This is a genomic window from Pseudomonas sp. FG6, assembly GCF_057809015.1.
In genome coordinates, this window is record NZ_JBMDJD010000019.1 from 79,104 (window position 1) to 93,095 (window position 13,992).

Annotated in this window: 10 protein-coding genes; 8 read left to right on the plus strand and 2 right to left on the minus strand. The window is 63.0% G+C overall.

Annotation, left to right across the window (positions count from 1 at the left end):
- The first annotated feature begins 192 nt into the window (after positions 1–192).
- A complete protein-coding gene (locus ACODSJ_RS14530) occupies positions 193–2,928 on the plus strand; it encodes a winged helix-turn-helix domain-containing protein (protein ID WP_489102384.1) in 2,736 nt (911 codons plus the stop codon).
- A gap of 184 nt (positions 2,929–3,112) precedes the next feature.
- Positions 3,113–3,613, plus strand: a complete 501-nt coding sequence (locus ACODSJ_RS14535) for a methylated-DNA--[protein]-cysteine S-methyltransferase (RefSeq protein ID WP_489102385.1) — start codon at positions 3,113–3,115, stop codon at positions 3,611–3,613.
- Positions 3,614–3,811: 198 nt separating this feature from the next.
- Here the strand turns inward: ACODSJ_RS14535 and ACODSJ_RS14540 are convergent, their stop codons facing one another.
- Both ACODSJ_RS14540 and ACODSJ_RS14545 read right to left on the minus strand, forming a co-directional pair.
- Entirely contained in the window at positions 3,812–5,719 is a 1,908-nt protein-coding gene (locus ACODSJ_RS14540) for an alkaline phosphatase D family protein (RefSeq protein WP_489102386.1), read from the minus strand.
- Positions 5,720–5,958: 239 nt separating this feature from the next.
- A complete protein-coding gene (locus tag ACODSJ_RS14545) occupies positions 5,959–6,954 on the minus strand; it encodes a TRAP transporter substrate-binding protein (RefSeq protein WP_489102387.1) in 996 nt (331 codons plus the stop codon).
- 459 nt (positions 6,955–7,413) lie between these two features.
- Here ACODSJ_RS14545 and ACODSJ_RS14550 point away from each other — a divergent pair, with 459 nt between their 5' ends.
- From ACODSJ_RS14550 to ACODSJ_RS14575, 6 genes are all read left to right on the plus strand, one after another.
- A complete protein-coding gene (locus ACODSJ_RS14550; RefSeq protein WP_489102388.1) occupies positions 7,414–8,568 on the plus strand; it encodes a mandelate racemase family protein in 1,155 nt (384 codons plus the stop codon).
- A 72-nt stretch (positions 8,569–8,640) separates the two neighbouring features.
- Positions 8,641–10,263, plus strand: a complete 1,623-nt coding sequence (locus ACODSJ_RS14555; RefSeq protein WP_489102389.1) for an ABC transporter substrate-binding protein — start codon at positions 8,641–8,643, stop codon at positions 10,261–10,263.
- A 34-nt stretch (positions 10,264–10,297) separates the two neighbouring features.
- A complete protein-coding gene (locus ACODSJ_RS14560) occupies positions 10,298–11,338 on the plus strand; it encodes an ABC transporter permease (RefSeq protein ID WP_489102390.1) in 1,041 nt (346 codons plus the stop codon).
- Positions 11,335–12,243 carry an ABC transporter permease gene (locus tag ACODSJ_RS14565; RefSeq protein ID WP_489102391.1) on the plus strand — a complete coding sequence of 303 codons (909 nt, stop codon included), beginning with the start codon at positions 11,335–11,337 and terminating at the stop codon, positions 12,241–12,243. Before ACODSJ_RS14560 ends, ACODSJ_RS14565 begins: the two co-directional genes overlap by 4 nt.
- A 10-nt stretch (positions 12,244–12,253) precedes the next feature.
- Positions 12,254–13,093 carry an ABC transporter ATP-binding protein gene (locus ACODSJ_RS14570; protein ID WP_489102392.1) on the plus strand — a complete coding sequence of 280 codons (840 nt, stop codon included), beginning with the start codon at positions 12,254–12,256 and terminating at the stop codon, positions 13,091–13,093.
- A 10-nt stretch (positions 13,094–13,103) separates the two neighbouring features.
- Positions 13,104–13,871, plus strand: a complete 768-nt coding sequence (locus tag ACODSJ_RS14575) for an ABC transporter ATP-binding protein (RefSeq protein WP_489102393.1) — start codon at positions 13,104–13,106, stop codon at positions 13,869–13,871.
- Positions 13,872–13,992 lie beyond the last annotated feature (121 nt).

Here is a 13,992-nt window from a genome sequence, read left to right on the forward strand (position 1 = left end):
CCTAGATACTTGAAAAATCGAGTTGCCTGCATCGCGGGCAAGCCTTGCTCCCACAAAAACTGCGTTTGCTGCATCAGTCGGCTTGTAGCCTTTTTGTAGCCATTTGTAGCACTCCCTTCAATACCTCCCCGTTTACCGCTAGTCTGCGGACAACTGCTACGCCGTCACCTCGTATGTTCACAAGAGCCGGCCATGACTGATTTGTCCTCACTTCCGGATTCTGCCCGCGCAGCCATCGCGGTACAGGACGGGCGCTTCTATCGCCCGCCCTTGCCCGACGGCTACGTCTTGCGGCCGCGGTTGTGCGAGCGCCTGGGGGCGGGGCTCGGTGGTCGTTTGCTGTTGATCAGCGCACCGGCGGGGTTTGGCAAGAGCTCGCTCGCGGTGGAGTTTTGCCAGGGGCTGCCGGCCCAATGGCAGAGCCTGTGGCTGGGGCTCAGCGCCCGGGACAACGACCCGGGGCGCTTCCTGGAGCGCCTGCTTGAAGGGCTCCAGGCTTTCTTTCCGCAGTTGGGTCGTCGGGCGCTGGGGTTGTTGAAGATGCGCCAGCGTCATCAGCCCTTCGCTTTTGAAGAATGGCTCGATGGGCTGCTGGATGAATTGTCCACGCACCTATCGTCCCGCGCGCCCTTGTTGCTGGTGCTCGACGATTACCACCTGGCCCAGAGCCCGGTGCTGGATCGTTGCCTGCAATTTTTCCTCAATCACCTGCCCGAAGGATTACTGCTGCTGGTCACCAGCCGGCAGCGCCCGGACTGGCACCTGGCGCGCCTGCGCCTGTCGCGGCAATTGCTCGAACTGAGCGAACAGGACCTGCGCCTGACCCATGACGAGGCCGTGACCCTGCTTCGGCATCACAGCAGTGCGTTGCGCGGTGAAGCGTTGGAGAATCTGCTCCTGCGCAGCGAAGGCTGGGTGGCCGGGCTGCGTTTCTGGTTGCTGGCGGCATCCGAGGCCGGCGCCGAGGGCTTGCGGCCCCAGGCGCTGCATGGCGGGGAAGGGCTGATTCGCGATTATCTGCTTGAAGAGGTCATCGATTGCCTGCCTGCCGAAGTGCAGGCGTTTCTCTACGAAACCGCTCCCCAGGAACGTTTTTGCAGCGAGTTGTGCGATGCCGTGCGCGAAGCCCACGACAGTGCGGAAATCCTGCGCTACCTGGCGGCCCATCAGGTGTTCCTGGTGCCGTTGGATGAACACGGTCATTGGTATCGCTACCACCATCTGTTTTCCGATTTGTTGCGCAGTCGTCCCACTGCACCGGCCGCGGTGCCGGCTGCGACCCTGCACCTGCGGGCCTGTCGCTGGTTCAACGCCCAGGGCCTGATCGACGAGGCGGTGGAGCAGGCGTTGCGGGCCGGGCACCTGGACGTGGCGGCGAACCTGGTGCAGAACCTTTCGGAAGAGCAATTGCTGGCCGAGCAGAACGTCGGCATGTTGCTGCGCTGGAAGATGGACCTGCCCGACAGCCTGCTCATCAGCACGCCCCGGTTGATCGTGCTCTACAGCTGGGCGCTGGGGCTGGCCTGCCAACTGGACGCCGCCGAGGAGCTGGCCGCGCACCTGAGTCGTTTCCTGCCGGCGCCGTCGGCCACCGCACAGAGGTCCATGCTTGCCCAATGGCTGGCCCTGAGCGGGATCATCGCCCGTGGCCGCGGGGATCGCGAGGCCACGTTGCGCCATTGCGCCGAAGCCCTGGAAAGCCTGCCGGCAAAGCGTTACGGCCAACGGTTGGTGTGCCTGTCCACGCTCTCGAACCTGGCGATTGCCGACGGCGACCTGTGGCAAGCCAGGCGTTTGAACCGCGACTCCCTGGAGTTGGCGCAGCGGGTGGGCAATCCGCTGTTCGAGGCACTGGCCCATTACGATCGCGCCCGGGTGCTGCAGGCCCGTGGGGAGATCCTGCGGGCCCTGGACGAAGTGCGCCAGGGCTTGCAACGCTTGCATTCGCTATCGCCACAGCGGCTGTATGCGGTGCGGGCGCGGTTGATTCTCTACGAGGGTTTCCTGCTGACCTTGCGCATGCAGCCTCAGGCCGGGTTGATACGGTTGCAGGCCGGGCTCACCGAAGCGCGGGCCTGTCGCGATATCAGCGTGTTGATCGGCCATTGCGTGATCGCGCGGATCGAAGGCTACAACGGCGAATTTCCCCGGGCCTTTGCCGAACTGGCGGAAGCCGAACGACTGATGCACATCTGGGACGTACCGCCGATCTATTACCTGGCGATGATCACCCTGGTCAAATGCGAGCTCTGGCTGGCCCAGGGCCGCATCGAGCTGGCGGAGGCCTGGCTGGCGCGCCTGGGGCAGACCTACACCGGCGAGCGGGCTGCCGCGCCGCCGGAGTTCCATCCGCAATTGCCGTTGCATGTCGAGCTGCAACAAGCGGTGCTGGAGGCCATCCGGGGGCAACCGATGCAGGCCGAAGGACGGCTCAATGCGTTGCTTGAGCATGGGCAGCAAACCGGTCGGCAGATGCTCAGTGTGATGGCGCTCAACCAGAAAGTGGCCTTGCTGTTGAGTCTCGGGCGCGAGCCCGAAGCCCGCAACACCCTGGCCCAGGCGTTCGAGGCCGCTGCCGGCGGTGTGCTGCAACCTTTCGAAAGGCTGCTTGGCGAGCACCGTGAATGGCTGCGGGACCAGCTGCTGCAAGCACCGCCCACTCCCTTTCGTGAGCATCTGCTCGAACACGTCCCGTCGACCCAGGCCCCGCCTGCCGACGCTTCGGCACCGGTCGAAACCCTCAGCAGCCGCGAGCGGGCCGTGCTGCAGTTGATTGCCCAAGGGTGTTCGAACCAGGAAATCAGCGAGCAATTGTTCATCTCGCTGCACACCGTCAAGACCCACGCCAGCCATATCAACAGTAAACTTGGCGTGGAGCGCCGCACCCAGGCCGTGGCGCGGGCGAAGGTGCTGGGGTTGTTGGCGTGAGCAAAACTCCGTCTGTGCGAACCCTGTGGCGAGGGAGCTTGCTCCCGCTGGGGTGCGAAGCGCCCCCAAAACCTGGCATCGCGATATATCAGGTCAGGCATGGGGGCTGCTTCGCCCGAGGCGCCGGACTGTCCCAGCGGGAGCAAGCTCCCTCGCCACAATGGCTTTGACAAGGAACCCCCCGATGTTGCCGCAATACAAAACCATCCAATCCCCAGTGGGCCAACTGATCCTCGTTGCCCGAGGCCCCAAGCTGGCGGCCATCCTGTGGGAAAGCGAACGGCTCAACCGAGTGCGCCTGGGGCCTTTGGAAGAAGACCGCGAGCATCCGACCCTTCAGGAAACCGAACGCCAGCTCGGTGAGTATTTTGCCGGCCAACGCCGCCGTTTCGACCTGGAGTTGGACTTTGTCGGTACCGATTTCCAGGTCCGGGTCTGGCAGGCGCTGCTGACCATCCCCTTTGGTCAAACCCGCAGCTACCGCGACATCGCCATCCAGATCGGCCAACCGACCGCAACGCGTGCCGTGGGCGCCGCCAATGGGCGCAACCCCATCTCGATCATCGCCCCTTGCCACCGCGTCATCGGCACCTCCGGCAGCCTCACCGGTTTTGCCGGCGGGCTGGCGGCCAAGCAGTTCCTGCTCAGCCTCGAAGGCCAGCAGACTCTGCAACTGGCGTTCTGACCCCGAAACACACCGCCTCTCCTTGAAGAGTGTGAAAGCTCACCTCCTACAGTTTTCCGGGTTATCCACAGGCATCGTGTACACCCCAGAACCCTGTGGGAGCCTGCTCGCGATAGCGGTGGGTCAGTTGGTGGTGATGTTGAATGGGCCGCCGTCCGCAGCAAGCCCGCACGCATTGGTTCTTCAGGGTTTAGCGCTTCAGGTTTGTGGGGATTTTGGGGGGAGCATGCGCGTGGCGGGTTTCCCGTCGGCGTTGTGCTGATAGATCTGCGCCGGCTGCCCCTGCTCATTGAAGAACACCTGTCCGATCCCCGCGCTGTTCCACAATCGTTCGCCAGCCTCGGCGTGCTCCGGAGTGTGGGGGATGATGCGCATGCGTCGGCGCTTGGTGAACCAGTTCAGGGGCGAGCGTGGGGCGTAGAGCCAGCGGTTCAGGCGGTCGAACCACTCCAGCAGCGCGGGTGGGAATTCATTCTTGATGCCGCTGCTGGTGATCTGCCAGATGCGCGGACCGCCCTTGCGGTGTGGGATCAGCACCTCGTAGACGAAGGAATAATGCACATCGCCTGACAGCACCACGTAGTTACCGGGTGTACGCGAGTGTCGGAAAATATTCAGGATCACCTGGGCCGCGCCGCGATGGGCCATCCAGTTTTCCGCGTCCACCAGCAGCGGATACCCACACCAACTGAACACCCGCTGCACGGTCTCGATCAGCTTAACCCCGAAGATCGGTGCCGGTGAGACGATGATCGCCGAAGGGTGATCCAACAGTTCCTGTTGCAGCTCGCTCAGGGCTTCCCAGTCCAGCAGGCCGGACGGTTGCTTGAGGTTGTTCTCGCTGCGCCAGCGACGGGTGCGGGTGTCGAGCACCACCAGGGCCGGGGTGCTCGGCATCACGTAATGCCACTGCTGGAAACCCAGGAGCGTGTCGATCAAGCGGTCCTGTGGACCACTGTCGAGGTAGCGGTCGTGGGCGGTGTCGCTCAGTGCCACGGTTTGCCGGATGACATCGACAAAGGCGTCCGGGTTGTTGCCCCAGCCCTGGCAGAGCAGGTAGGCGATCAACGCGTTGCCGATGATGCGTTTGGAGAACGGATGCCCGTAGGCCGTTTCCTCCCACTGAGCAGACAGGTTCCAGTCATCGGTGATGTCGTGGTCGTCGAAAATCATCAGGCACGACAGGTGGGCAAACACCCGCGCGACGCCACCCAGCCCAGCCTTGAAACCGTCGATACGTTGCTGTTCCAAGTCGTAGCGCTGGCGCTGCTCGGCGGGTAAGGAGGGGGCGTGCGGGGCGATCAAGGTCCAGGGCACTGGCGACCATACCAACAGGTACATCGCCATGACTTCGGCGAAGGTCACCAGGTGATTGTCGGCGCTGCTGCTGGTGAAAATCGGTTTGCGCGCGCCACCGAAGAACCGCTCGCGCAGGGTTTCGTTGCTTTCCAATGCCGGTAACAAGTCGGCGCGGTGGTAATAACTGGCCGGGTGACGGTAGAGCTTGGCGCTGTCTTCCACCACCGCGCCCTCCAGGCGCTCCTCGAACAAGCCCAGGCGCTCGATCAACCCGTGAATCGCCCGCAACATGGGCCCGGCGACGTCGTCGGCATAGACCTGGTCGCCGCTCATCATCAGCAACGCCGGGCGTTGCGTCGAGTGCTGGGCCAACAAGTGGTCGACGCAGAGCAAACCGTCATTGGCCGGATAGTGGGGTTTGCGGCAGGAGCCGTGGACCAGTTGTTCGATGCGCGAGTGCAGCATGAAGTGTGGACGCTGTGCCTCGCCATACAGCAGGTACGGCGCCCACTCGGCGATGGGCGCGCCGTCCACCCGCAGGTCGTAATCGATCGCCACGTCCTGGGGCAGGGGACTGTCGAGGTGCACGTCGATCAGGTGCACGAACGCTTGCTGCCCCACCGGCACGACTGTGCAGCGATGTGCATCGAGCTCAAGATCGCCCACCCCGTCCAGCCACAAGGTCAACGCCAACGGTCGCGTCCCCACCAGCCACATCACCAGCCGTGTCGGCTCCAACCGCCGCAAGAGCGGACCGACCAGGACGGCGGGTAGGGTTGTGGTGAGATCGGGGGTGGACGACGGCATTCGTGGGTGAGGCTCAGGCTCAGGGAGGAGCGGGGATCATAGCGCACTGTGCCCGGTGGTTGTGGACGGTAGATTGCCGTTCTGTGGCGAGGGAGCTTGCTCCCGCTGGGGGGCGAAGCACCCCCAAAAACCTGACATCTCGGTGTGTCAGGTAAGGCGTTGGGGGCTGCTTCGCCCGAGGCGTTGGACCGTCCCGGCGGGAGCAAGCTCCCTCGCCACAGGGGCGTGTTGGGGGGGGCTCATTGAGGTTGGTTGGCAGCCTGTGCCGCCTTGATCAAGTCCGGTCCGATGATCGTTTCGAACTTCGCCCACACCGGTTTCATCTTGTCGCGCCAGGCGTCGCGTTCCTGTGGCGTGAGGCTGATGATCTCGGTGGTCTTGGCGTCAAGGACGCGCTGCTTGTCCTGCTGGTTCAACCGTTCTGCGGCCTGGTTGGCGTAGGCGGTGGACTCCACCACGATCTTGTCCAGCTCGGTGCGGATGTCCGGTGGCAAACCGTTCCAGAAATCGGTGGTGGTGATCAGCATGTAGTCCAGTACGCCGTGATCGGTTTCGGTGACGTACTTCTGCACCTCATTGAGCTTCTGGCTGTAGAAGTTCGAATAGGGATTTTCCGCACCGTTGACCACGCCTGTGCGCAACGCCTGGTACGCCACCGAGAAAATCATCGGCTGGGCCTTGGCGCCGACGGCCTTGAATTGTTCCTCCAGCACGGCGGAAGCCTGGATCCGGAAGGCCAGGCCCCGGGCGTCCTCGGGCTTGCGCAGGGGCTTGTTGGCCGACAACTGTTTCATGCCGTTGTGCCAATAGGCCAGGCCGGTGATGTTCTTGCTTTCCATGGACTTGAGCAGCTTCTGGCCCTCGGGGCTTTGCTGGAAACGGTCCACTGCGGCCATGTCGTTGAATAAAAACGGCAAGTCGAACAACTGCACGGTCTTGGTGTATTGCTCGAACTTGGCCAGCGACCGCGCAATGATCTGCACGTCCCCCAGCAGCAAGGCTTCCATTTCCTTGTCATCGCCGAACAACGTGGAGTTGGGGTAGACCTCCACCTTCACTTTGCCGGGCAGCCGTTCGTCCACGAGCTTCTTGAACATCAACGCGCCCTGACCTTTGGGGGCTTGTTCGGCGACGACATGGGAGAATTTGATCACGATGGGGTCGGCCGCCATGACGGTCCCCCACGTACCGAAGGCCAGAACACAGGCGAGCGCTCTGCACAGGGGTTTGAGCATTGCGAGTTTCCTTTGCATTGTTATAGGCGTGCGGGTGTCTCAAGAATGAAACACCTCCAGTCTAGGAGAAAAATCTCTGCCTGCCCCTGGGACCTCCGTCAGATGTGCTTCCGCTCGTCTGAGCAAGCTCGGCTCACACCGTTTTGCCGGGTGGTTCGGGTGTCGCATACACCTGCGGATCCCTGTGGGGGCAAAGCTTGCTCGCGACGGCGGCGGCACATCCAGCACCTCCTCAACAAGCTCACCCTCTTTTGGTCAGTGGTATCTTTTTTGTCATGTGGTATGACGACATTTCAAATGCTGGTCAGAAAAATAACCTCTCGTTCCGCAGCTTATCCCATATTCAAGCCTGATTTATGAAAATTCAGGGTTGACAGTCTGCTAAAAACGTCAGAATAATCCGCCACGTTGTATGACGACATACAAATAAACAATAACAACACAGGGTGTTTTTCCCTTATGAGAATCACAGGCGTTCACGTCGAAGTCTTTTCCACCCCGTCGCGCCGTGCACAGGACAGCGCCGGCCATGCTCATCCCGGCGACGAGGTCCTGATCAAGATGGCCTTGCTGCGCATTGGCTGCGACGATGGCAGCGAGGGGTATGCCTTCGGTCCGCCTGAGTTGATTCGTCCGCACATCATCGAGTCGTTCGTGCGCAAGGTGCTGATTGGTCGCGACCCGATGGATCGGGAAAGCATCTGGCAAGATCTCGCACACTGGCAGCGGGGCAGCGCCGGGCAGTTCACCGACCGGGCCCTGGCCCTGGTGGAACAAGCGCTGTGGGACCTCGCCGGGCGCACGCTCAAGTTACCGGTGCACAAGTTGATCGGCGGTTATCGCGACAAAGTCCCGGCGTACGGTTCGACGATGTGCGGCGATGATCTGCCCGGTGGGCTGTCCACGCCGGATGAGTACGGCCAGTTCGCCGAGAAACTGGTTCAGCGTGGCTACAAGGCCATCAAGCTGCATACCTGGATGCCTCCGATTGCCTTCGCGCCCAACCCGCAAATGGACATCCAGGCTTGTGCCGCCGTGCGTGAGGCGGTCGGGCCGGATATCGCCTTGATGCTCGACGGCTATCACTGGTACAGCCGCACGGACGCGCTGACCATCGGCAAGGCCTTGGAAAAACTGAATTTTGCCTGGTTCGAAGAGCCGATGATGGAGGACTCGGCGGAGTCCTACGCCTGGCTGGCCGCCAACCTGGACATCCCCGTGCTGGGCCCGGAAAGCATCGCCGGCAAGTTCCACAGCCGCGCCAGTTGGGTCACCCAGAAGTCCTGCGACATCTTGCGTGCTGGCGTGGCCGGGGTCGGTGGAATCGGGCCGTGCCTGAAGGTGGCGCACCTGGCCGAGTCGTTCGGCATGGATTGCGAAGTCCACGGTAACGGTGCGGCGAACCTGGCAGTGGTCGGGGCCATCAGCAATTGCCGCTGGTACGAGCGCGGCCTGCTGCACCCGTTCCTCGACTACGACGAAGTCCCGGCGCACCTCAACAGCATCGTCGACCCGATGGACGCCGACGGCTTTGTGCACCTGCCCGACCGACCGGGGTTGGGCGAAGACATCAACTTCGCGTATATCGAAGCCAACACCGTCTCTCGACACTGATCACGTTCCACGTTCCGGACTGAAGACAGGCCGGACGATGAAGTCTTTATAAATATAAGAAAGGACTGAACCATGAAACTCTGGCCCAAGCGCCTGACCAGGCTGCTGTGTGTCATCGTGGCCCTGTGCGCCGTGCAGGTGCCCGTCAGCCTGGCCCAAGGCGAAACGCCCCCCGACCAATTGGTGGTGGGCATGAGCATGATCAACCTGCTGTCCCTGGACCCCGCCGCGGCGACGGGGCTGGAGGTGGCGGAAGTCAACGCCAACGTCTACGACATGCTCCTGGAGCAAGATGCGGCGCAGCCGGACACGCTGGTACCGGCCCTGGCGAAAAGCTGGGAAATCAGCCCGGACCGCATGCGCCTGACCTTCCAATTGCGCGACAACGTACGCTTTCACTCCGGTGCGCCGCTGACCGCCCAGGACGTCGCCTGGTCGTTGCAACGGGTGGTCACCCTCAACCGCGCCCTGGCGTCCACCTGGAAAGCCTACGGTTTCAGCGCCGACAACGTCGCCCGGCTGATGCGTGCCGAAGGGCCGCACACCTTCGTGATGGAGTTGCCACGCAGCACTGACCCGATGCTGGTGCTCAACACCCTGGCGACCTCTCCTAGCGCCTTCATCATCGATCGCTCGGTCGCCTTGCAGCATCAGGTCGGCGACGATCAGGGCGCGGCCTGGCTGGCGACGCACACGGCGGGTTCCGGTGCGTTCAAGCTCGACATCTGGCGCGCCAACGACGTGATCCTGATGAGTCGTCATGACGACTATTGGCGCGGTGCCGCGAAGCTGCGCCGGGTGATCATGCGCAACATGACCGAGTCCCAGGCGCTGCGGCTGATGGTCGAGCGCGGTGACCTGGATGTCGCCCGAGGCATGGCCGCCACCGACATCAAGGCGCTGGGCCAGGTCGATGAGGTGCGCATCCAGAGCATCGCCCGTGGCACCTTGTACTACGTGGCGATGAGCATGCAGCAGCCATTGTTCCAGGACATCCGTGTGCGCCAGGCCATTCGCCTGCTGATCGACTACCAAGGCATCAATGACGTGGTGATGCCGCACTACGGTGTGATCAACCAACGGCCCTTGCAACTGGGCTTGTCGGCACGCCTGGACGACCCGGGTTATCGCCTGGACATCGCCGAAGCCAAGCGTCTGCTGGCAGCAGCGGGGTACGCCGAAGGTTTCAAAGTGAGCATCCGTTCACTGACCGATCCACCCTTCATCAACATCGCCACCAGCCTGCAAGCGACGCTGGCCCAGGCGGGCATCGAGGCGACGATCATCACCGGCACCGGTAACCAGATCTACGGCGCGATGCGCGATCGCCAGTTCGACATCATCGTCGGTCGCGGCGGCGGTGGGGCGGAGCGTCATCCGCATTCGAGCCTGCGCGCCCTGGTGTACAACCCGGACAACCGCACCGAGGCCAAGCTGAGCAACTTCCAGGGCTGGCGTACGTCGTTCTTCGACCCGCAACTCAACCAGTTGATCGAACAGGCCGAGCGCGAGCGTGACCCCGAGCGCCAGCGCCAGATCTATGCCCAGATCCAGACCCTCTACGACCAACGGGCCGGGGCCATCATGCCGGTCTCACAAATGGTGGACGAGGTGGTGATTCACGCCGACGTGCGCAACTACATCGGCCACACCGCCGCCACCACGCGTCTTCGGGACGTCTACAAGCAGCGCTGAAATCGACGGCCACGCGGCCAAGGCAGGAATGAACATGTCGACTGCATTCTTTTCAATCTGGACAACCCGGGCCGCTTCGGCGACCCGGCGCGGCGGTTCGGTGGCGGTGACGCTGCTGGGGTTGCTGCTGCTGACCTTTTTCATTGGACGGGTGATGCCCCTGGACCCGGTGCTGGCCATCGTCGGCCCGGACGCCGATGCCTCGGCCTATGCCCAGGTCTACAAGGAACTGGGCCTGGACAAGCCGTTGTGGACCCAGTTCGCGATCTACCTGGGCGACCTGCTCCACGGTGACTTCGGCATGGCCTTGCTGACCGGCAACCCTGTGATCACTGACATCGCCCGGGTCTTTCCGGCTACGTTGGAACTGGCGACCCTGGCCATTCTGTTCGGCGTGTTGGCGGGCCTGCCGCTGGGCGTCTATGCGGCGACGCATCAGGGACGTACCGGCGACCATATCGCACGGTTGATCACGTTGTTCGGTTACTCCACGCCGATTTTCTGGATCGGCATGATGGCCTTCCTGGTGTTCTACGCCTGGCTGGGTTGGGCTGGTGGTGTCGGGCGCATCGGCCTGGCCTACGACGGCCTGATCCCCAAGCACACCGGGCTGTTGTTGATCGACACCGCCTGGTCCGGCGAGTGGGAGGCCTTTCGCAGCGCACTGCGCCATATCCTGTTGCCGGCGGTGATCCTCAGCTTCAATTCGGTGGCCTACATCAGCCGCATGACTCGCAGCTTCATGCTCGAGCAACTGTCCCAGGAATACATCATCACCGCTCGCGTCAAGGGCTTGTCCCAACGGCGGATCGTCTGGGGCCATGCCTTCGGCAACATCCGCGTGCAACTGCTGACCATCGTCGCGCTGGCCTACGGCGGCCTGCTGGAAGGCGCCGTACTGATCGAAACGGTCTTCGCCTGGCCGGGTTTCGGCCAGTACCTCACCGGTAGTCTTTTGCTGGGCGACATGAACGCGGTCATGGCCTGCGTCCTGTTGATCGGCCTTATCTTCGTCACGCTGAACCTGATCAGCGACGCGCTGTACAAGATCTTCGACCCGAGGACTCGCTCATGAACCTGCCTCTTGCTTCCAGCGTGCACGGCACCGCTGCGCTACCGGCTTCCAGCACGGCGGCAATGGCGGCCAGTACCCTGCGCCTGCTGCGTTTTCTGCTGCGCAACCCGATGACGTTCGCCGGCCTGATCGTCATCTCGACACTGATGGTGGTCGCGGCGTTCGCGCCGTGGATCGCCGGCCACGATCCGCTGTTGCAGAACCTCGCCGGTGCGTTGCAGGCACCCAGCGGCACGCACTGGTTCGGCACTGACGAATACGGTCGTGATGTCTTCGCGCGGCTGGTCTACGGTGCGCGCGTCACGTTGTACATCGTCTTGCTGGTGACGGTGATTGTCGGGCCCATCGGCCTGTTGGTCGGCACGGTTTCCGGCTACTTCGGCGGTTGGGTGGACAGCCTGTTCATGCGCATCACCGACATCTTCATCTCGTTCCCCAGCCTGGTGTTGGCGCTGGCGTTCATCGCCGCCCTCGGCCCGGGCCTGGAGCATGCGGTGATCGCCATCGCGCTGACGGCCTGGCCGCCGATTGCCCGGCTCGCCCGCGCCGAAACCCTGCCGCTGCGCAACGCTGACTTCGTCGTCGCGGTGCAGCTCCAGGGCGCATCGAGCACCCGGATCATCCTGCGCCACATCATCCCGATGTGCCTGTCGTCGGTGATCATCCGCCTGACCATGAACATGGCGAGCATCATCCTCACCGCCGCGGCCCTGGGCTTTCTCGGCCTCGGCGCCCAGGCACCGCTGCCGGAGTGGGGCGCGATGATCTCCACCGGGCGGCGCTACATGCTCGAAAGCTGGTGGCTGGTGGCGGCGCCCGGTGCGGCGATCATGCTGGTCAGCCTGTCTTTCAACCTGTTGGGCGACGGCTTGCGCGACGTCCTCGACCCCCGCAGCCAATCCTGAGGAACAGCCCATGACTGAGATAAAACTTGCGGTACAGGACTTGTGCGTGGCGTTTCGCAACGCCGGTAAAACCTCGCTGGCGGTGCGCGACGTGTCGTTCACCCTTGGCCGGGAAAAACTCGCCATTGTCGGCGAATCCGGCTCGGGTAAATCCACGGTCGGCCGTAGCCTTTTACGTCTGCATCCGCCGACCGCGCGGGTCACCGCCAAGACCTTGCGCTTCGCCGACATCGACCTGCTGGCCGCCAGCGAAAAGCAGATCCAGGCGATTCGTGGCGCGCGCATGTCGATGATCATGCAAGACCCCAAGTACTCGCTGAACCCGGTGGTGCGGGTCGGCGAACAAATCGCCGAGGCGTACCTGGCCCATCACAAAGTGCCCCACCGCGAAGCCCGCGAACGGGCCCTGGACATGCTCGCCAAGGTGCACATCCGTGACCCTCGGCGGGTCTACGACCTGTACCCCCACGAGGTCTCGGGCGGTATGGGCCAGCGGATCATGATCGCCATGATGGTCATCACCAATCCCCAGGTGATCATCGCCGACGAACCCACCTCGGCGTTGGACGTATCGGTGCGCCGACAGGTGCTCAACGTGCTGGAGGAGTTGGTCAGCGAGCGCGACCTGGGGCTGATCTTCATCAGCCACGATCTGAACCTGGTCCGCCACTTCTGTGATCGGGTGCTGGTGATGTACGCCGGGCGCGTGGTCGAGTCGATTGCCGCCGCCGACCTGGACCAGGCCAGCCATCCCTATACCCGTGGCTTGCTGGCTGCCTTGCCGAGCCTGGATCACCCACGCGCCACGCTGCCGGTGTTGCAGCGCGACCCCCAATGGCTGAACGCCTGAGGACGCTGATATGAGCATGATTGAAATCGCCGGTCTGAACCTCAGTTTCGGCACGGGCGCGGCACTGAATGCTGTGCTGCACGATGTCGACCTGAGCGTCGCCGAAGGCGAGGCATTCGGTCTGGTGGGAGAGTCCGGCTCGGGCAAGACCACCGTGCTGCGCTGCCTGGCCGGGCAATACCAGCATTGGAGCGGACGCCTGCAAATCGCTGGGCAAGCCGTGACCCGACGGTTGCCGTTGAATCACTATCGCACGGTGCAGATGGTGTTCCAGGACCCCTATGCGTCCCTGCACCCGCGCTACACCATCGATGCTGCGCTGCAAGAGCCATTGCGCATTCACGGCATCGACGGGCGTGGGCAGAAAGTCAGCGAGATTTTGCGCAAGGTCGGCTTGAACGACAGTTTTCGCTTTCGTTTTCCCCATCAGTTGTCCGGTGGTCAGCGCCAACGGGTGGCGATTGCCCGCGCGCTGATCCTGCGCCCCCGTGTGTTGCTGCTGGACGAGCCAACCTCGGCGCTGGACGTCTCGGTGCAGGCCGAAATCCTCAACCTGCTGGCCGACTTGCGCCGCCAGGAAGGGCTGACCTACCTGATGGTCACCCATGATCTGGCGGTGGTGACACATCTGTGTGATCGGCTGGCGGTGATGCAGCAGGGCAGGGTGGTGGAGACGCTCGACAGCCAGCTTCTGGCAAGCGACGGCGCGACCCATGCGTACACCCGTTTGCTGGTGCAAGCGAGCCGCGACATACAGCGCGTACCCATCGCTGTGTGAGTGTGACCTGCGTTAAACCGTTGTACTTGTTCTAACCCGTAGCAGGCGTTGAACCCCAGGTATTCATGCCGCGTACGCGCTCGCCTGTGATTCAGCGTTTAACCCAACTTAACCAACAAGA